The sequence below is a fragment of the Blautia faecis genome, assembly GCF_027662325.1.
GTDB classification, from domain to species: domain Bacteria; phylum Bacillota; class Clostridia; order Lachnospirales; family Lachnospiraceae; genus Blautia_A; species Blautia_A faecis.
Genome location: NZ_JAQDKY010000031.1, coordinates 26,376 through 46,137, shown reverse-complemented (window position 1 = coordinate 46,137; position 19,762 = coordinate 26,376). Strand labels below are relative to the sequence as shown.

General features: G+C 43.6%; 22 protein-coding genes. 1 reads left to right on the top strand and 21 read right to left on the bottom strand.

The window, feature by feature from the left end; all coding sequences use genetic code 11:
• Positions 1 to 2: 2 nt before the first annotated feature.
• A complete protein-coding gene (locus tag PGQ38_RS13860; protein WP_118045703.1) occupies positions 3 to 281 on the top strand; it encodes a helix-turn-helix domain-containing protein in 279 nt (92 codons plus the stop codon).
• Between the two features lie 119 nt (positions 282 to 400).
• Here PGQ38_RS13860 and PGQ38_RS13855 read toward each other — a convergent pair whose 3' ends face one another.
• The 21 genes from PGQ38_RS13855 to PGQ38_RS13755 all read right to left on the bottom strand — a co-directional run bounded on the left by PGQ38_RS13855 (position 401) and on the right by PGQ38_RS13755 (position 19,689).
• On the bottom strand, positions 401 to 829 hold the full coding sequence (locus tag PGQ38_RS13855; RefSeq protein WP_270432167.1) for a hypothetical protein: 429 nt from the start codon (positions 827 to 829) through the stop codon (positions 401 to 403).
• A gap of 118 nt (positions 830 to 947) precedes the next feature.
• Positions 948 to 1,262: a helix-turn-helix domain-containing protein gene (locus PGQ38_RS13850; RefSeq protein WP_055183024.1), complete on the bottom strand. Its 315-nt coding sequence runs from the start codon at positions 1,260 to 1,262 to the stop codon at positions 948 to 950.
• 233 nt (positions 1,263 to 1,495) lie between these two features.
• On the bottom strand, positions 1,496 to 1,786 hold the full coding sequence (locus PGQ38_RS13845; protein ID WP_117528489.1) for a molecular chaperone: 291 nt from the start codon (positions 1,784 to 1,786) through the stop codon (positions 1,496 to 1,498).
• Between the two features lie 3 nt (positions 1,787 to 1,789).
• Positions 1,790 to 2,674, bottom strand: a complete 885-nt coding sequence (locus tag PGQ38_RS13840) for a DUF4316 domain-containing protein (protein WP_117499797.1) — start codon at positions 2,672 to 2,674, stop codon at positions 1,790 to 1,792.
• Positions 2,664 to 2,924, bottom strand: a complete 261-nt coding sequence (locus tag PGQ38_RS13835; protein ID WP_055055570.1) for a transposon-transfer assisting family protein — start codon at positions 2,922 to 2,924, stop codon at positions 2,664 to 2,666. Before PGQ38_RS13835 ends, PGQ38_RS13840 begins: the two co-directional genes overlap by 11 nt.
• The gene (locus PGQ38_RS13830) at positions 2,921 to 4,942 is read right to left on the bottom strand and encodes a YodL domain-containing protein (RefSeq protein WP_270432163.1); all 2,022 of its coding nucleotides are present in this window, start codon (positions 4,940 to 4,942) and stop codon (positions 2,921 to 2,923) included. The genes PGQ38_RS13835 and PGQ38_RS13830 overlap by 4 nt, the downstream gene beginning before the upstream one ends.
• An 82-nt stretch (positions 4,943 to 5,024) precedes the next feature.
• Positions 5,025 to 6,074 carry a DUF5688 family protein gene (locus PGQ38_RS13825; RefSeq protein WP_270432160.1) on the bottom strand — a complete coding sequence of 350 codons (1,050 nt, stop codon included), beginning with the start codon at positions 6,072 to 6,074 and terminating at the stop codon, positions 5,025 to 5,027.
• A 28-nt stretch (positions 6,075 to 6,102) separates the two neighbouring features.
• A complete protein-coding gene (locus tag PGQ38_RS13820) occupies positions 6,103 to 8,214 on the bottom strand; it encodes a DNA topoisomerase 3 (RefSeq protein ID WP_270432157.1) in 2,112 nt (703 codons plus the stop codon).
• A 72-nt stretch (positions 8,215 to 8,286) separates the two neighbouring features.
• A complete protein-coding gene (locus PGQ38_RS13815; RefSeq protein ID WP_270432155.1) occupies positions 8,287 to 9,027 on the bottom strand; it encodes a CD1107 family mobile element protein in 741 nt (246 codons plus the stop codon).
• The gene (locus tag PGQ38_RS13810) at positions 9,002 to 9,310 is read right to left on the bottom strand and encodes a DUF4315 family protein (RefSeq protein WP_005334805.1); all 309 of its coding nucleotides are present in this window, start codon (positions 9,308 to 9,310) and stop codon (positions 9,002 to 9,004) included. The genes PGQ38_RS13815 and PGQ38_RS13810 overlap by 26 nt, the downstream gene beginning before the upstream one ends.
• Before the next feature lie 26 nt (positions 9,311 to 9,336).
• Positions 9,337 to 11,580: a C40 family peptidase gene (locus tag PGQ38_RS13805; RefSeq protein WP_270432152.1), complete on the bottom strand. Its 2,244-nt coding sequence runs from the start codon at positions 11,578 to 11,580 to the stop codon at positions 9,337 to 9,339.
• A gap of 51 nt (positions 11,581 to 11,631) precedes the next feature.
• Positions 11,632 to 12,090: a hypothetical protein gene (locus tag PGQ38_RS13800; RefSeq protein ID WP_270432149.1), complete on the bottom strand. Its 459-nt coding sequence runs from the start codon at positions 12,088 to 12,090 to the stop codon at positions 11,632 to 11,634.
• Complete coding sequence (locus PGQ38_RS13795; RefSeq protein ID WP_118627942.1) at positions 12,074 to 14,542, bottom strand: VirB4-like conjugal transfer ATPase, CD1110 family; 2,469 nt, start codon at positions 14,540 to 14,542, stop codon at positions 12,074 to 12,076. Before PGQ38_RS13795 ends, PGQ38_RS13800 begins: the two co-directional genes overlap by 17 nt.
• Positions 14,493 to 14,882 (bottom strand): PrgI family protein, encoded by a 390-nt coding sequence (locus PGQ38_RS13790; protein ID WP_005334813.1) that lies wholly within the window; start codon positions 14,880 to 14,882, stop codon positions 14,493 to 14,495. Before PGQ38_RS13790 ends, PGQ38_RS13795 begins: the two co-directional genes overlap by 50 nt.
• A gap of 22 nt (positions 14,883 to 14,904) precedes the next feature.
• Positions 14,905 to 15,777 carry a VirB6/TrbL-like conjugal transfer protein, CD1112 family gene (locus PGQ38_RS13785; RefSeq protein ID WP_055195005.1) on the bottom strand — a complete coding sequence of 291 codons (873 nt, stop codon included), beginning with the start codon at positions 15,775 to 15,777 and terminating at the stop codon, positions 14,905 to 14,907.
• Positions 15,778 to 15,796: 19 nt separating this feature from the next.
• Positions 15,797 to 15,958, bottom strand: a complete 162-nt coding sequence (locus PGQ38_RS20795; protein ID WP_118581114.1) for a Maff2 family mobile element protein — start codon at positions 15,956 to 15,958, stop codon at positions 15,797 to 15,799.
• A 21-nt stretch (positions 15,959 to 15,979) separates the two neighbouring features.
• Entirely contained in the window at positions 15,980 to 17,590 is a 1,611-nt protein-coding gene (locus PGQ38_RS13775) for a recombinase family protein (RefSeq protein ID WP_002569232.1), read from the bottom strand.
• A gap of 111 nt (positions 17,591 to 17,701) precedes the next feature.
• Entirely contained in the window at positions 17,702 to 17,890 is a 189-nt protein-coding gene (locus PGQ38_RS13770; protein ID WP_002569233.1) for a transposon-encoded TnpW family protein, read from the bottom strand.
• Complete coding sequence (locus tag PGQ38_RS13765) at positions 17,887 to 18,741, bottom strand: ATP-binding protein (protein WP_002569234.1); 855 nt, start codon at positions 18,739 to 18,741, stop codon at positions 17,887 to 17,889. Before PGQ38_RS13765 ends, PGQ38_RS13770 begins: the two co-directional genes overlap by 4 nt.
• Positions 18,738 to 19,487 carry a phage replisome organizer N-terminal domain-containing protein gene (locus PGQ38_RS13760; protein ID WP_002569235.1) on the bottom strand — a complete coding sequence of 250 codons (750 nt, stop codon included), beginning with the start codon at positions 19,485 to 19,487 and terminating at the stop codon, positions 18,738 to 18,740. The genes PGQ38_RS13765 and PGQ38_RS13760 overlap by 4 nt, the downstream gene beginning before the upstream one ends.
• Entirely contained in the window at positions 19,477 to 19,689 is a 213-nt protein-coding gene (locus PGQ38_RS13755; protein ID WP_002569236.1) for a hypothetical protein, read from the bottom strand. Before PGQ38_RS13755 ends, PGQ38_RS13760 begins: the two co-directional genes overlap by 11 nt.
• Positions 19,690 to 19,762 lie beyond the last annotated feature (73 nt).

The window sequence follows — 19,762 nt, the reverse complement described above, 5'->3', positions numbered from 1 at the left end:
CTATGATTACATTTGGAAGAAAATTAAAACACTTAAGACAGAAAAATCATCTCACCCAGAAAGAACTTGGCATGGCTGTTGGATTTCCCGACAGCTGTGCTGATGTCCGGATTGCTCAGTATGAAAGCGATGTCCGAACTCCAAAAGAGGATCTTATGAAAATCTTTGCATCAACACTCTGTGTTCCGGTTGAACTCTTTACTGTACCGGTACTCTCAGAACCTAGGGAATATGAGGCGGCGGAGTATTGGAGGTATGAGTTAGGGGCGGAACTAGATTAATTGTCATAATACTGAAATGAGGCAACGGATTTTCCGCTGCCTCGCTTTTATCATTTTGAGGGTAATTGAAAATATCCTCCTGTGTTGAGCAATCCTCTTTATCTGCATATCTATATATTTCATTTTATTTCTGTTCCATCGATAAAAAGCACATATTTATCCGGATTATGAACAATATCATAATCTTTTCCATATTCAATCGGTCTAAATTCTATCTGCATAATGGATTTTCCATTTTCGATATCTTCTTTCCAAGAATATACGGTCATATCAAGGCTGGTTGCATATCCATGATCTGTAGAAAATTTTATTGAATGAAATGAATTCTCTTTGTACATTTTTAAAAGCAGTCTTGCAAATGCTTCTTTATCAGAAATGTTTTTTCTGTTAGCAACTACTGTAAGATTCTCATCTCTATTCATAGAAAAACTGCCAACTACATCTGGCTCACCTTCTTTATACTTTAATAAGCTTTTCCCAATTATCATTCCAACAATAATCGAAAAAACGATAGCAACAAATACAAGTGTTATATTTTTTTTCTTCATTTTATTAAGTTCCTTAGAGTTATATATAAGTCTTTAGAACTACTATATCATATTATTTCACGTTAAACCAAATAAAAAAAGAAGAGCAATAAGCCCTTCCATCTTCTTATTCACGTATTTATTCCACCAATGCTCTCACTGCATTGATAATTCTCTGTTGCTTTTCTTTCGGTAGTTTCTCTATCATTTCAGATAATTCATTCGTAACACCAGTAACCGAATGTGTCACAACATCAATCAATAGTGTATCTGCCGAAACATCTAATGCATTTGCAATCGCAATAAAGGTATCAAGTTTTGTTACTTTCAGTCCTCTCTCTATAACACTTACATGAGTTGGACTTAAGTTTACCAGTGCTGCCAATTCTTCTTGTGTAAGATTCTTAGCTTCCCTTGCAGCTTTTATTCTCTGACCAACCGCCTTTAAATCCATTGTGACACCTCCTTTAGAACGATAATTCGGTCTAAAATTAGTATAACGATTGATCTTTAAAACATACAGAATCTACAGATTGTCAACTTGTTCTTTAGAACTATTTCAAATAAAAAACATTAAAAAGGCCCAAAAGGGCACTTTCCCTTTTGAGCCTATACACTTTATCAGCTAACGTATTTCACTTTCATTTTTCCTCATGGTCATGAGGCTTTTTTCTCTTAAATCGCATTCTATGAATCCTTCGATTGTTCTTTCTGTTCTTCAATAATTCGTTCTGTCGCTTTATGAATCCTATCCTTGGAATAGGGTGGTCTTAGATTCAATGACAACCGTCCTTTTCTGATCATATACGTTTCACTGCCATCCTCCGAAGCCCCTTTCAACCAGCAATCCTCCGGATACTTCTCAGCAAAGGACCGTAACCGTTTCTGCAGACTCTGATTGAAGGTATACACATCATAGAATCCATCATCTTCATTGGTCAGAATAATCGTTTCTTTTTCACACTTTAACCTTCGCATATTCTACCCCCGCTTTCTTTCCATTTCCTGATCCAGGTACTTTGGTATCGGCTTTCCGGACCGGCGAGCAATAGCAATCTGTTTCTGATGCAGTCGTTTAATCACGGATCTTCGTTTCTTAGGTTTGCCATCCTGTTGATTTCTGGGAGTCTGTTTGTTGCTGCGGGCATTAGAGATCTTTTCTGGATTCTTCTTCTGATTATTTACCAGACCGTCCACCATATCATAATTGGCTTCGGTACCGGATTCTCTGCTTCGTTCATAAGTGCCGTTCTGGTAGAACTTCTGGTAATGTTCCAGACGGATTTTACCATCTTGTTTTAACTGTTCGACTGAATTTAGCGGTGCCTGCTGTTGAATGTAATTATGGATCTTTTGTTTTGTTTTTTCGTCGAATTTCTTACATTCTTCGACAACCATTTTTCCATAGGCATCCAGGATAACACCTTGAGCCTGATCCCGGTATACTTGATGTTCCATCAGATAAAACTGTTTCCCGTCGATGATGATGGTGTCTGTTGCAATCCAGTTCCCTTTTTTTCCGTCAATTTGATAATTCTCAGTCTCCATAGTGATCAGTGCGCCCGATGTATTGATACGAATGAATCCGGCCAGATACTGTGGATAGTTCTCATCTACATAGTAGCAGTTGATTTCTCCATCCCTGTTCAGTACAAGTACGTCACTGACTTCGCATTGCTTTTTCATTCGTTTCCAGATGTCAGCGACTTTTTCTTCTTCCTGCATTTCATGAATCGAGATTACTCGGTAATTTTCGACAGTAATCGACACATTCTGCTGTCTTGCTTCTTGATATGGCAGATGCCACAGTGCTTTTCCTGCTGTCTGCTGATCTACTCGGTAGACTGCAAATTGATTAAGCTTCATAGGCATCGTCCTCCAAGTTATTCAGATAATAATTCAGATCCAGAGAATAGTAGTATTTGTCTTCGATCTGCTGTAATTTTCCAACTGTAGAATTGATGATCTCCATCATTTCATCATTCTCAGTATCACTTTCTTCCTGTTCCAAAACTTCCAAAGCTTCTTTCAGTGTTTGGATTGTTTCTTCCTTTGTGTGCTGCTGGAAGATAGCAGTAATAGTCAGTTCGTTTTCTTCCAGGTTTACATTTCTCATAGGCTCATTTCCCCCCTTTTCTTTTTCGGTATTGGTTTCATCTGTATATTCAGCTCCTTCTCGTTTTTTTCTTCGCTTATATTTTTTTCGTTATCCACTTTCTTATTGGATTTCAGAGGATTTTCCACATTTGGATGTCTTTTTTCCAAGTACTTTTCCACACGACTGATTGCATTTTGCACATAAGAATTTTCTCTAAATCCAGGAATCGAATTCAAAAATTCTTTCTGTATTTTTCCTTCGATCATCAGACTCTGCATTCCTTCATAATCACTTCCGTCTTTCAGATCAAAGCCAACACATTTCAGTCCATGCATACGTTCTGATGGGATTTTCTCATAAGCTTCCAAGGCTTCTGGTAATGTCAGGTCATAATGTACTTCACCCATTACAGGAAATTCAGCACATTCAGCCGCATAAAAGCTGATACATGTAAGATCATTTTCATAATCCACATTTTCTATTTCCGGGACAATATCGAGTATTTTTTCTCTTTGTGCTGCAAAGTCTGGAAGTTCTTCATAACCAAATCGATCCACGTAATATGCCTGCATATCCCCACCACGGTTTGTAATGATAACATCACTGACCGACATAGAATGTGCTTTATAATCTGCCGGTGGATTATCGTTGAATACGGCATACAAATCATCCAGCTTTTCATTTTCATGTAATCTGCCAGAATAGACACATTTATAATTTGCTGCATCGATTGTAATGCCATCTTCTTTGACCATTGCCATATTCATAAATAAATGTTGTTTTCCCGGTGTGCCTTCATCCACATGGTAAATCGCATATCGGTCACCATTACCTCTGAACATTTCTTCCTCTAGGGTATAATCAAACTTAAATGGATACAAAGCCCGATCAACTCTTTCCGAAATATCCGTTCCTTCTGCAATCGTATCTTCCAGCCAATCTTTGATATCTCCCCATGATTTAAACTGCAAATACCCAGCAATTTCATGTGTCCCATCCGGTGCCAGTACAATATGTCCCGGTTCGCTTTCCCGATAATCATAGCGGTATCCGGCTGCTTCCAGTGCATCTACTAGAATGCCGTATTTTTCATGTAATTCTGTTTTCTGTTTTTCTTCAAGAATGATTTCCAGCTCTTCTGTAAGCTGATCGATCATTTCACCGGCTGTCTTGCGGATCACATCCATAGATGCTTTCATTTCCTTCATTTCCCGGCTGCTACTCCAACCTGCAATGTAAGGAAAACTATAATCCGATGTATCCAAACCAAAGGAAGAACACACACAATAAGCAACGGATTCTGCTTCAACCTCTTTTGTCAGTCGGTCTTTTTCTACTCCAAGACTTTCCATGATCTCCCTGTCATGCAGTTTTGCATGGGCGGTTTCATGAATAGCAGTCTTTAAGGTCTGGCTTTCACTGAGTCCTTTTTTGATCACGATTTCCTTATCTACATTGTGATAATATCCATTGGCATTGCCATTGATCTCATCGAATCGTATCGGCACTGGGGATATTTTCTGAATAGCCTGCATGAAAGAATCAAAATCCTGCACAGCTGCAGTCAATAATTCCGGTGCTAGTGTCTGGATTGGTTCCCCGGATGTCTGAGCAATATCAAAGACGGTAACTGCTTTAAAATGTGGAACCGTAACTTCCACTTTTTCAGTCTTAGGTTTTCCATCGGTTCCCATGATTGGGCGCTGATTTTCATCCAGAACCTCTTTTTCCTTCATTTTCTTATATGGTGCCGGTGCAATGATTATAATTCCTTTTTCCCCTTTCATGACCTGTCTACCCATGGACTGCCAGTTTTTGTAACTGGTAACAAGCGTAGCATCCGGTCGCTGCATGGCAATCAGCATTGTATTATTAAAAGAATAATTGTGAAACTTTGCCATGGTCTTAAGAAATTCCTGATAGCGGTTACTTGTAAAAAGTTCTTCCACACCGGATTCCAGTGACTGCATAATGCTGTCCATATCTTTTCTCTGGACCGGCAGTGGAATAGTAGTAGTTTTATTTTGTTCTGTCATAATACTCCTTTCCAAAAACGCCCTACGACATTGTGCTTATGCCGCAGGGCTTTTTATTAGTTGATGAGATGATTATTTTTTATTAGAGTTCCATATCGTGCTTCTTTGTTTTCGGTTTCTGATTTGGCTGTTCTTTTCCGGCTTTCTCCGTTTTTGCAGCCTGTGCTTCTTTTTCTTTCTGACGTTCTGTGAATCTATCTGCCTTTTCAAAGACATGATCCTTTGTATCAAAGTGATATACATCATTGGTAAGGCGTTCTGCAGGAGCTACCTGAGTGGCATTGACTTCTTTTACCATATCTCTTAACATTTCTGCATCCACTTGCCCGTCATCCGGTAAAATCAGCATTTCATGGATGGATGATGGCAAAATGAAGAAATCATTTCCAAGAAGTTCCCCCATGCTATCCATGAATTCCGGATAAAAGATCACACCGGCTCCATCAATTCTTTCTGTATTCGTAACAACAAAGAATGTCGGCATCTCGCTTGATTCCTGCAATGTTTCCTGCAGCATTTCACGTTCATCCGGTGTCAGCATGAGAATATTTTTCTGGTACATTTCATCTATCAATGCACCTATACTTGATACCTCCGGGATCATGACATGCGGTGAACTTTTCATCGCATCTTCATGAAGCTGTTCTGCAGAGATTCCATACTGTTCAAGCAGATCATTCTTGATAAACATGGAACTTAATCCATCCTGATCCTTGCCTACTGCCACATGATAGGTAATTGCGAGGTCTTCCTTCAGCTGATGTGGAGCATTTTCGAGGACTTCCTTATTTGCTTCGGCTGATGATACACGGATAAACAGCTTGTCCTTCACATCTTCATAATTTAAAATGGATTTCAGATCAACCTGTATCGGTGCCTCAATAACTATATCTGCAATCTTTCTGCATACAGTTTCCATTGTTACGCCAGGCTGTGCTTTATATGCTTCATACAGCTGATTAAGATTGATCGTCGGGGTAAGCATCTCACCTTCTTTTCTCACCATCAGTCCCGTATAGGCACGGTTCAGTTTCTGACACTCCATCGTTGATACTTCTGCATTCTCATAATCCTTCGGTAAAAAGAGTCTGATATTGTCCTTTACTTCATTTACAAATTCATTAAAATTCATTCTTCGTTTCCTCCTCTAATCTGTTTTTTTATTTCTTTTTGCTTTTGTTTTTTGGTTTCTTTTTTGGAAAGGATAAAGAAAAATTCACCCTTCCGGTTTCATCTGCATCCATATGAAGATCTGCCTCAAAGTACATATTCTTCTTTCTGGAATACAGGTCTTTTACATGCACACATCCACTTTTCAGAAGTTCTGCAGCCATCTTTTTATCCATGGTTTTTTCCATGCTCTGCAGATAGCGGTTATCTTTCCAGAGAGCAAAGTGACAATCATGGTTGCTACAATAGAAGTTGGTTTTGCTTTCATATACCAGGCTTCCACATACCGGACATGTTCCAATGCTTTCTCTGGTCTGAAATCTTCTTGTTTCTTCTTCGGAAATCGCATCGCATCCATTCAGCATCATGGTCAGCATGTTTTTGATCCCGGTCATAAACTGTTCCGGTGCAATCTCTCCATGCTCCATCAAGAGCAGCTGATTTTCCCATTCTGCAGTCATACTTGCAGATTTCAGAAAGTCTGGCAGGATCTCCACAAGGACTTTTCCATCATCTGTTGGAAGAATCTTTTTTCCTTTTCGGGTAGCATACTGGGAATAAATCAGTTTTTCGATGATACCGGCTCTTGTTGCCGGAGTTCCTAATCCTTTCTTTTCCGTATCTTCATCAAATTCCTTATTTCCAGCTGTTTCCATTGCCGCAAGGAGAGTATCTTCGCTATATGGTTTTGGTGGGGACGTAAAATGTTCTGTCTTTTCTGCAGCTACAGCATAGAAAGTCTGTCCCTGGGTTACTTTCGGCATTCTCTCTTTCATTTCCTGATCCGGATCTACGATTGCCATGCGATCCTTATTTTTGAAGCAGTTTTCAAAGAGTTTCCATCCATCCTGCAGAACAATCTTTCCTTTTGCTTTGAAGATTTCTCCCTGGCATTCCACTTCAATCTCTGTTTCCTGGTAAATGTGATCCTTACTCATTGCCATGACCGTATGGACTGCGATCAGGAACAGAATCTTTTCTTCCCAGGATTTCAATTCATCCAGATGGCAGGATGCAAGCTCCATCGTTGGGATGATTGCATGGTGATCTGTCACTTTACTGTTATTCATGACTTTCTTCACATCTGGCTGCTCCGGCTGATCAAACGGACCTGTCAGTTGATATTTCTCATAAATCTGACGAACCACATTTCTTGCGGTCTGCTCCATATCTTCGGTCAGATACTGGCTGTCCGTTCTTGGATAAGTGATCAGTTTCTTTTCATACAGGCTCTGAGCGGTATCCAGTGTCTGTTTGGCTGTCATTCCGTAGATACGGTTTGCTTCTCTCTGCAGTGTGGTCAGATCATAAAGCTTTGGTGCTTTTACTTTCTTTTCCGTTTCTTTTACTGCTGTGACAATAGCTTCACTTCCTTGGCATCTGCTTCTTAACTGTTCCGCCTCATCCGGATCAAAGATTTTTGGCTTTACAGCCGGAATTCCATCACAATCGAGTTCCACATTGAAATACTTTTCTTTCTGGAAATTGCTGATCTGTCCGGCACGTTCCACCAACATGGCAAGTGTCGGTGTCTGAACCCTTCCAACGGTCAGCTTTTTGAAGTACTTTGTGGTGTAAGCTCTGGTTGCATTCATTCCTACCAGCCAGTCAGCCTGAGAACGGCATACAGCAGCTTCGGCCAGATGTCGGTATTCCTCCGCGGATCTCAGATGCTGCATTCCATCAAGGATTGCGGAATCTTCCAGAGAACTGATCCATAATCGTTTCACCGGCTTTTTACTTCCGGACAAGTCATAGACATGTTTGAAGATCAATTCTCCTTCACGTCCGGCATCACAGGCATTTACGACGTATTCAATTTCCGGACTATTAAGCAGTCTTTTTAAGATATAGAACTGATCTTTCTTATCTTCTGAGACTGTAACTTTCCAGTCTTTCGGGATGATCGGGAGATCTTCATATCTCCACTGACTAAATTTTTCATCGTAGACATCCGGTGAAACATATTCTGCCAGATGTCCGAAACACCAGCTGACCATACAGTCGGTTCCTCTTAAATATCCGTCTTCTCGTTCCTGTGCTCCAATCACCTCTGCGATTGCTCTTGATACACTTGGTTTTTCTGCAATTACTAAATACATGATGTATTACCTCCTTCACATATACAAAAGGAGAGACTGCATTTTACAGGCTCTCCGTTAAAAAAATTTTATTTATTTTTCTGAATCCTCAAAATCTTCTGGCTCGTCATCCAGTTCTTCATCATCTTCTACAGTCTCTAAGTCCCCTGTTTCTAAGCCTTCCGGCTGATCATCCTCTTCTTCTTCCTTCTTTGGCTTATAGATTTTGAAGTAGTAGTATGCTGCCACACCGCCGGGTGCCAGGATCAGGATAGTTGCCATTGCACCCATATTAGATTTTGCAGATGATGTTTTCTCAGGATCAACAGTAGCTTCCTTGTCTACATCCTCATTATTTGTCTCATCTAGCACAACCTTCGATGTATCCGGCTGTGGTGTTACAACAGCAGCTGTACTGTCTTTATCCAGAAACTCGGACAGATCATTCTCATCAATCTGAGATAACATATAGACATTCTGGGATGTGGCACTGCGGTCGATCACGATATAGAAAGTGTTGTTATTCTTCGTTGTAACCGTAAGAAATTCCTTTGTGGAATCATCGGTAATGTCATCCTTGACTTCACCATTGCCAGGTGTCGTAAATGCAGTTCCCTGGTCTGTTCCATCTTCTGGCAGCACCTCGTTTGTGTTTGTCGCCTCGTCCTTTTTCTCTTCTTTGTCTGTTGACTGTTCCGTCTGAGTTGTCTCTACTTTGGATGCCTCTGCCGATTCATCCACATAGGCAAATGCTGTGGTTGATGCTGTAAAAAGCATCATGACTCCCAACAGCAGTCCTGCCATTTTCTTATTCATTTTCTTCCATTTCACCATTCTGATATTCCTCCTTATTTTCTTCTGTGAATACAAAGGAGCCTGAACCTTCATCGTCAGACTCCCTGCTTACCTGAAATTTAACTTTTCCACTCTGGATACCATCCAAAAGATCATATAACTGATCATTATCCATCTTCATACCACGGATGCACCTGATCATCTCATTGTCCTCTTCCTGCTTTAATGCAGCCTGGACACCCCTAAGATATTGCTGCAGATCCGCGATCTTTTTCTCTGTCTTGGCAATCTCATCCAGATATTTTTTAATCTTTTTATTCAAACTTTCACCTCCCTTCGTTCACCCCTTTATGGCAGTCTTCCAAAGCACATGAAATGTTGCTGCCAGTAGGATGTGCTGATATTTGAGTAATGGATCGGATCCCCGCAATGGATCATCATATTGTTACCGACATAGATACCCACATGGCTTGCACCGGATGTGTTATACGTTCCCTGGAAGAAGATCAGATCTCCTGGTTTTGCTTCTTGCGGTGATACATAAGTACATACGCCTCTTAATCCATCTGCGGTCAATCGTCCATAGTTCCAGCCATTACCACAGTGGTTAATGACATAAGATACGAATCCTGAGCAGTCAAATCCGGACGGAGAGTAACCACCCCATACATAAGGTACTCCCAGATATTTTTCCGCTTCTCGGATCATCCGGGCAAATTCTTCATCCTGCAGTGCTTCCGGTGGAATCTCATAGCTCATTCCATTACCGCCTGATCCACTGGTCACATTGTTTACATCCCACAGATAATTTCTGTTTCCATAGGTCGTATTTAATGCATTGTAAATAATCAGCTGCTCTGCATTCAGATTGGCTCTTGCCACAGCATCAAAGCTTCCATTTGTCAGTGTCACATATAGAATCTTCTTAGTGCTTGTACTGGTAACCGTTACTTCCTGACTGCCATTGTCATCTGCGATATAGGCTTCCCAGGTCTGATGTCCATGAGCAGAAGCGGCAGCATGGTTATCATAGTAAACGTCAAACTGCACACCATATCGTTCAAAGGCTCCGGTATCCTCAACTGTGTATTCCACACCATTCATTACTACCTTAGTGCCAATCGGCACAAATGGATTGGAAGCATCTACAGCAATGGTATGGTTTGCAGTTGGATATGCACCACTGGCAGTTGGACCTCCGGACCATACACCACAACAGATTCGACAGTTACAATATCCGCTGGTCACTACCTGTCCTAATGATTCTCCGACTCGAACATTTCTGGTTTCTGTCACCGTTTCTGTTCGACCTTCCGTATTCAGATGATATTGTGCTTCAAAAAGTGCTTGCAGCTCGTTTTCAACATCTGAGTACGTCCAGTCTCCATATTTTGCAGTAAGATACGAGATAAGATGATATGGATTATGACCAATCTCAGCAATGTTGTACTGATACTCGTCATAATTCGGATGTCTTCGTTCCATCTCATTAATCTGCTGGTTCAAGGCACTTTCCAAAGCAGCATATCTGTTTTCGGCAGCATAGATATCCTCGTCTGAACTTGGATACGTTGTAATACCGATCACAGATCCAGCACCCTCAATAGAAGCACTGCAGCTCCCCAGAGATACTGAAATGACTAGAAAAAGAAGCGCAAAAATACCGATGCCTGCGAACATGGCACGATTACGCTTTATGATCTCTTTCAAGGCGATCTTTGCTTTTACCGTCATGCTCTCGACACCGGCAATGGTTGTTGCTCCACCCAGACTGCCAGCGGATTTTCCGGCTCTGGCTGCTCGGTAAGCATCCTTATATCGTTTTTTCTGGAAGAAGCGGTTATAGAAATGTCTCTTTTGTTCGGCTTTCTTTACCGTTTCTGCATTCTTGACTCCTTCCATACTTTCTGCAGAACCAAATTTCAGTTTCTTTTCTACGGTAGCCTCACGATAACCTCTGCGATGGGTTTTCACATCCGTCCGTTTGCTGCGGATCTGAGCATGACGCAGACCACGTAACGCATCTTCTGTTTCACGCTCTACAAGTCTGGCACTTTCCACACCTGCATTTTCATCTGTTTCTTCCTCTTCGGAAGAGACTGCTTTCATGCCAGATATAACAGCTTGTGTAGCAATGTATTTCCCGGCTGTCCCTCCCGGTTTCATGCCAGCACCTTTCACCATCTGATTTCCTTCATCATCAAAAGATAATCTTCCAGCTTTTGCCTGTTCTTTGGTCATCTGTTTTTGCAACTGTTTCTTCCGAATGGATTTCTTTTGGCTGTTCAGATTATTATCATCATCCGGGATTTTTTCATAACGATGCAGTTTCTTTCGATATCCGGATACTTTTTCTTCCGGTGTAACTTCAACTGTATCCTCAACAGCTTCCTGCCGGACAGAAGATTTACGGACTTTCTCCATCTGCAGTCGTTTTCCTTTTCCCGATTTTGTATCTTCATTTTCAGCCTTTTTTCGTTCCCGTTCCGGAACAAATTCTTCTTTATTTTCCGGTCGCCCCCGACTCCTGTGACTGATATCTTTTATGCTGCCATCACGGAGATTTTCTTCTATCAGACCATCTCTGGTCATCTTTGCGACCTTTTTATCTTTGCCTTTAAATTCTTTTCCAGCTATAGGTCATCACCTCCTGGCACAACTTTTCTTTCTGTACTCATTCAGTTCCTGGCGTCCTATAATCGGGATACCAGGATAACCATCTGCCTGTGTCCTGATTGCTGGAGAGCTCGCCTGGATATGAAATACCCAATTCAATTCACTCGGATCTCTCGGCCAGAAACCATTGATCAGCATAGCCTCCTTGAACTGATTGTTGTGCAGATGGATCTGGGTACGTTTATACAGAACTTCTTTCAGATCATCACTGGTAAGATGCGGATAGATTTTCTGTGCCGGATAAAAATTCCAGAATACCCAGTCAAGGATAATGTTCTGTGTTTCCAGCGGAAGTTCATACAGATGATGATTATCATTGACTGTATGAACACGGTATCCTGGCTGCACATTTTCCAGATTTTTCATCTGAATGTAAGGATTGTCCTGATTCCACTGCTTGATTCGGATCTTATCGATTTCCTTCATTTGCATCCCTCATTTCTTTATCTCGTTTCAATGTTTCCTCGGGCTTCGTGGTCATCAGACCATATAATTTCAATGTCTTATCGAACTTATCCTTAAATGGAATGATCGTTGTTCCATAGAAAAGAAGTCCTTCACCTTCCCCGGAATTCGTCACATAAGACAACTGATATGGGGAAATATTCAGCTGTTTTGCAAGGATCTGTCTGTCACCTGCAGCCTGGTTCAGCATCAGGATAAAATCACTGTTCTCAAAGATATTTTCAATCTCCCTGCTGGCAAGAAGATCCTTAATGTTCTGAGTGATACCAGTCGGTACACCTCCCCATTTACGGAATCTCTTCCAGATTTCTACGGAATAAGCTGCTGTCTGTTCTTCTTTGAGCAGAAGGTGGAACTCATCGATGTAGTACCTGGTGGATTTGATGCCACGGTTGATCGTAACTCTGTTCCATACCTGATCCTGGACGATGAGCATTCCGATTTTCTTCAACTGCTTTCCAAGCTCTTTGATATCAAAACAGACAATTCGATTATTCAGTTCCACATTGGTTCTATGGTTGAATACTTTCAGTGATCCATTTACATAGATTTCCAGTGCTGTTGCAATTCTCTGGGCCTGTGGTTCTTTCTGCTTTCTGAGGCAGTCATACAGGTCACCGAGGACCGGCATGTTTTCCGGTTTTGGATCTGCAAAGTACTTCTGATACACCAGTGGAAGACAACGGTCGATCACTGATTTTTCCTCTGCTTCAATACCATCCCTGCTTCCCATGATTAGCTCACATAAGGACAGGACAAAATCAGATTTCACACCAAGTGGATTGTCATCATCGGAATAATCCATATTGATATCCATCGGATTGATATAATCCTTACTGGTTGGTGAGATGTGTACTACCTGTCCGCCAAGTGCATGGACCAGCGGGTAATACTCGCCCTCCGGATCTCCGATGATAATGTCATCCTTCGTAACAAAGAACGCATTGGTGATCTCTCTTTTTGCTGCAAAGGATTTACCGGATCCAGGTGTACCAAGAATCAATCCATTCGGGTTTTTCAGCTTTTTACGATCCACCATAATCATGTTGTTACTAAGGGCATTCAATCCGTAATATAAGGATTCTCCCGCCATAAATAGTTCCTGTGTCGTAAATGGAACAAAGATTGCTGTGCTGGTAGTCGTAAGAGCCCGCTTGATCGGGATATGATTTACTCCCAACGGAACACTACTCATAAGTCCTTCTTCCTGCTGATAATCCAGACGTTTCAGTACACAGTTATATTTCTGGGCGATACCGGCAGTCTGGAAGATGGCATTATCCAGTGCCTGCTTTGTCTTTGCGGTATTTAAAAAGAGCGCTGTTACAAGGAACATACGCTCATTTCGTGACTGCAGGTCTTCCAGAAGCCTTTTCGCTTCTCCTCCATACGTGTTCAGATCCGATGGGATAATATCCATATCATATCCGGCCCGGACTGCTTTTTTCTGTTCTTCGATTTTCATACGATTGATATCCGTCACTTTGCTTTTTACCAGCTTGATTGCCTTCATCTGATCCACCGACTGCACATGCAGGTTGACGATCAGGTTCTTATCAATATCCAGAAATTCTGCCAGCATCTTATCCGTAAGCTCCGGCGCCAGGATCTGCAGATAGGAGACAGCCCCGATGGTATTTCCCATCTGGAATGTATTTCTGTCCCGGAACACAAAACTGGTCGGTGCCACATAATCCTTTGTATTGAGTCCTGTCCGGATCATGGATCCATAGTCAAACTGGAAATCTGTCATCACATCCGGATTGAATGTCTCATACAGGATCTGCAGACGTTCCACGCCATTCAGCGGATATGCCGGAACTCCCAGGATCTTAAAGTTATTCAGGATATCCGACTCGATACGTTCCAGCTTTGGTTTTGCCTCCCGGATATTTTCTGCTTCAATGGCAAATGTGATATATTTTGACTTCACCAGACCGTTGTTTCCTTTTGCCAACTGCTGTTTCAACATCTTTGCATATTCCATGCGAACATCATCAAAAGCATCCTCCTGTGGCCGGATCTGGATCACCTGCTCAAACTCCTTCATGCTGCTCTTATGATTGATAAAGCTCAGCTGAAAATGGATACTGGCATCAAAGTAATTGAGGAAATCACACCAGTTTTCAAAGATTGCATTTTTATCTTCATTCTGAGCCAGCTGGTAGTTGATGTCATAAAAGCGGATACACTTAGAATAAGTTTTTCCCTGTACCCTGCAGATTCCATCTCTTCCCATTTCCTTATAAGCGATCGACTGCTGGACGGACAGTTTTTTCTGCCTGCGTTTCTCTTCCTGCTTTTCTTTTTTCTTTTTCTCTTTTCTGTCTACTTTTTTGTATCCGGTATCTGCGACAGTTTTCTTATTTTTCTTTTTTCGCAACCGTTTTTCCTCCTTTCGGTTTTCCTGCATCCGGAGACTGTCTGATCTGTTCCGGATCTGTCTCATAATAGTTTTCAGTTTCATATTTTCTGACGGGCGGACGAAGAAACTTCACCCGGATCATATGCATCAGAACATCTTCCAGATGCATCCCGTCTTTTTCGTACATGGCAAATAAAAATGCCGGTAACATTAAAAGCACCATGACCGTTGCTGCATTACTGTTTCCCATCACATTACGCAAGAGGAAATAGCTTGGAATTCCCATTGCAGCACCTATCCCGATACAGATCAACTGTCTTTTGGTCAGGTTAAATGCTACTTTATTCTTTACCTTCGTTAAATCTTTCGGTACGCTGACATATGCCATGATTTTCACTCCTTCCTGTAATTTAGTGCGCGTTAAATATCGACTTACTTAAGGATGCCGTCTTAAAGAGGCTATAGCATAAGATTACTGTGTAAGCCATAACGCCAAATAATGAAGAACTCAGATTATCTGAATACTGGATACCTGCAACAAGCACTGCATAGATTGCAACGCATACCATCATCAGAAATGCCTGGAAAGCCAGGGCAAAGAGTCCTCTGAAATAATTTGTGCCGATCTGTCCCCATTCTCTGTTACTCATAGTTGCGAATGGAATCGGCGCAACTGAGGTATATAGGTAAATCTCTATCATACGTCCATACATGATCACTGTGATCAGTACAGACAAGATCTTCATACAGAAGCCGACGATAAGGGTTTCCAGCGCCAATACAACAAGTTCTCCGATTTCCATACTTTCCAGTGTTGTGGAAAGATCCGTCAATGCCGAAGAAATATCAATGGCGGTACTTCCTGTGATAACACCGGCCGCAGAATTAACTACGTGCTGGCCCACATCGAATACCGCCATTGTGATCGTAAATGTGTTACTCACCAGATACACAGCGATCCACATTTTTACGAAGTACTTGAAAAACATCCAGGTATCAATATCATGCATGTTGTTACGCTCGGTCAGCATAGAAATCAATTCGTAGCAGAGTACGAGTGTGATAATAATACCTGCGATCGGCATAATCACGGAATCTGATAGATTCTGGATCATACTGAATATGCTGCCGTTCCACCCTTGCGGGGTCTGTCCAACCTGGGTAGCGATCTCACCAGTCTTTTGATTGACATCAGTAAACATCGTGTCCAGGTTGGAAGTGATCATCCCGGTTAAGAGTTCCCTCATCCATTCCTCAATCGCATCAAAAATCTGACTGAACATGGATCTCTACTCCTTTCTCTTAACCAAATAATCCACTCAGAAGCGGGATCAGCTGTGTTCCGATCAGGATAACACCACCACCGCTCATCAGCTGCTTAATTCCCTGGGATTTTACTGATGTGCGATAAAGAAGTAATAGAAGTGTAAAAAATTTTGCCGTTCCTATCCGGCACTTGCGCATTGTGTCGGATAGGTCGGGCGGTTATTCGGGCAAGTCCACCTTGCCAACAAAAGAATAATAAATCTCAATGTCCTGTCTGCGGGTCTTGTTCTCGTCATAGCTGCACTCATGCACAACGATTTTCTCTACAAACTCCCGCAGCAGAGTAGGGGTAAGTTCTTCAAAGCTGGTATGCCGCCGGACAACATTCATAAACTTTTCTGCGTTCACGGTGGCTTCCTGTGCTTTGGAAAGCTCCGCTTGAATAGCAGCGGCTCTTTCTTTCAGCTCCCGTTGCTCTGCTTCATAGTCTGCCGACAGCTCTGTGAAACGCTCGTCTGATATGCGCCCGGTCACGCTGTCCTCATACAGCCGCTTGAAGATAGCGGATAACTCGGCTATGCGTTTCTCGGAGGCTTCCAGTTCCTTTTTCTTGGCGGCGTTCCTGCGTTTGCCCCCGTCCTCGTTCTGCTCAATCAAGAGTTTCATAAACCGGGCTTCATGCTTTGCCGCATAGCTGGTCACTTTCCGCAGATTGGAGAGTACACCAGCGGTCAAGAGGTCGGTGCGGATAAAGTGCGCCGTACAGTCATGGGTGCGTTTCTTGTAGTTGCCGCAGATATAACAGTCCTGCTTGCGCTTGTCCGTCTGGTATCGCTGCTGATACATCACGCTGCCGCAGTCCGCACAGAACAGTATGCCGGAGAACAAACCCACTTCATCATAGCGGTTTGGGCGTTTGCGCTGTTTGCGAAGCTCCTGCACCCGTTCCCATGTTTGGGTGTCTATGATAGGCTCGTGGTGGTTCTCGAAAATCACTTGCTTTTCCGGGGGATTTTCTACACTGTGCTTGACTTTGTAAGAAAGTTTTTCTGTCTTGAAATTTACCAGACAGCCTGTGTATTCCCGGTTTTCAAGGATATGCACTACGGTATTGGTCGCCCACTTGCACTCATAGCCGGGGTGGTAGCGGCGGGTGCTGCCCGTCCTGCGGTATTCAAGCGTTCCCGGCGTGGGGATTTGCTGCTCTGTGAGCATACGGGCTATCTTGGTCGGACCATTCCCGGCAAGACAGAGGTTGTATATCTGCTTGACTACGGGTGCAGCTTCCTCGTCAATAATGAAATTTTCATCCTCGTCCATGAGGTAGCCATACACAGGCTTGCTTGTGATGGGCTTGCCATTCATGCCTTTTGAGCGTTTTACTGCTTTGATTTTCTTGCTCGTATCTCTCACCAGCCATTCGTTAAAGATATTCCGCAGCGGGGCAAAGTCATTGTCGCCCTGTGCGCTGTCCACTCCGTCATTGATAGCGATGAAGCGGACACCTTTCTGTGGGAAAATCATTTCCGTGTACATTCCCACTTGCAGGTAGTTTCGCCCTAACCTCGACATATCCTTTACGATAACTGTCCCGACTTTTCCGGCTTCAATGTCCGCAAGCATGGCTTGAAAACCGGGTCTTTGAAAGTTCGCACCAGAATAACCGTCGTCCGTGTACCAGCGCAGATTGGAAAAGCCGTTCTGCTTTGCATAGGTTTCAAGGATACGCTTCTGATTGGAAATGGAATTGCTTTCGCCTTGCAGCTCGTCCTCATGGGATAGTCTTGGGTAAAGGGCGGTAATTGGTTGTTGGTTGGTCTGTCTTAACATAAAATCCTCCGTTTCCGACAGCCAGCCCCACTATTCCGTACCTTGATTGTACCACATGGGGCGGCTGTCTGTATAGCGGCAAAAGCGTCAAATCTGCTTCTTTATGGTCGGTCAAATCGCCGTTTTTTGTGTAGCAGCTTCCGCTTCCAGCACTTTCATCATCTTGTCGGCTGCGGTGTCGGTTGCGCCCTGCTTGAAGAAGCCGGAAACGGTAAGGACGGAGTTGCCCATGCGGATTTCCGTCACACAGTCCGGGCGGCGGTCTGTTTTGGTGGTGCTTGTCTGTTTCGTTTCTGTCATAGGCTCTCCTTTCGCTGCTTCATCAGTTGCTTTAAGCGTTCCAGCTTTTCCTGTGCGGTTTCCTTTCGGAAGTTGCTGCCCGTGAAGCGGACGGGGGCGCACATGGAAGTCAGCCTGTCATAGATACGGGCGTGGGGCGTGTCCTGCGGGTGCTGCAATTCCTCCAGCGTGAGGTTGGTCGTGGCGATCAGCGGCTTGCCGCTTCGGTAACGGCTGTCAATCACGCTGTAAACCTGTTCCAGCCCGTATTCTGTTCCTCGCTCCATACCGAAATCATCAAGTATCAGCAGAGGGTAGCTGCAAAGGCGGGAAATATATTCGTTCCTGCCCTCAAAGCTGGCGGCAAGGTCACCCAGTATCGTTGCAAAGTTTGTCATGCAGACGGCAACCTCTTTTTCCATAAGGGCGTTGGCGATACAGGCGGCAAGGTAGCTTTTTCCCGTCCCCACGCCGCCCCAGAACAGGTAGCCGATATTTTCAGCCTGCATGGTTTCCCAGCTCTCCACATAAAAGCGGGCGGTTTCGGTCTGCGGGTTTCTGCCGTTGTCATGCTCAAATGTCCAGTTCCGCATAGCAGGGTCGGTAAAGCCCCGGCGTTTCAAGTCCTCCACTTTTTCAAGGTGCTTCTGTCGGCTTTCGGCGGCTTGCTGCTTTTCACGGGCTGCCCGCTGGCAGTCGCACTCTGCCGGGTGGCGGTCACGCCCGAAACAAGTCTTTCCCTCTGCAAAATAGGCTTCTTTGGGCGTATGGCACTTACCGCAGTATAAAAGCCCGTCCTCGCCTGTGTAGTCCTCCGCTTCGGCGGTAGTGGCTGTAATGTCCGTAATCATAGCTTCAATTCCGTTTTTCATAAGCTCTCGCCCTCCTTGCATGAATAATCGGGTATGCCCTGTTTCGGGGCAGCCTTGCCTTTGGCAGCGTCCTCCTGCGCCCACTTGTAAATGGTGGCTGCATGGCTGTGGTACTGTTTCCCGGTGGAAGCGATATGGCAGGAAAGCCGGTCAATATAATACTCCCACTTGTCGGGCAACTCTGTTTTTAGCCCGGAAAGCTCTGTATCGGTCAGTATCACATTGTTGTATCTGCCATAAGCGGCGGGGGCGGGGTGTCCCGTTTCTCCCTCTCTCTCTTTTTCTATCTCTATCTCTTTCTCTAACTCTATCTCTATCTCTGGTGGACGAATGTCGGACAAATGTCCGCCTTTTGTCCGGGGCGGTAAAAGTGCCTTGTTTTCCAGTCTTGCAGCCCGTTTCCGCTCGGCTTCGGTAGAGGACTGTCCTATCATCAGCTCAATGTCGGTCATATAGAAAGCCCCGCTGTCAAGCTGCTCCACAAGCCCCAACTGCCGGAAAATCTCTAAAGCCCTCTCAACCGTCCCTATCTGGTGGCGGGTCAGTGTCGCTATCATCTGCGCTGTGTAGGGGATATGCTCGTCAAGCTGCAATTTCCCGCCGTTTTTCAGCGATTTTAAGTACAGCTTCAAGAGGATATTGGAGTATAAAATCCCGTCTTTCATATCTTCCAGCAGCACAATGGAGTCGCTGTCAAAAAAGTTCTCTTTCAGCTTGAGGTAGTAATACTTGCGGTTATCTGCCATTGTCCCTGTCCTCCTTTTTCCGGCGTTTGGAGTAGTAGTGGGGGCAGAGTATGATAACCGCCCGGAAGCTCTGCTTGCAGCTATGGGTACAGCCCCGGCAGAGGTCATTGTATGTGATACGATCGCAGGTGGAATTCCCGACTTTCACTTGCCGCAGGAAAAAAGACCATTCCAGCCGCCGTTTCTTGCTCATTCTTGGCATGGGTGCGCTCCTTTCTGCCGTTTCCGCTGGTGTGGCGGTATCGGCGGTAATTCTGTATCATCTCGGTATCATT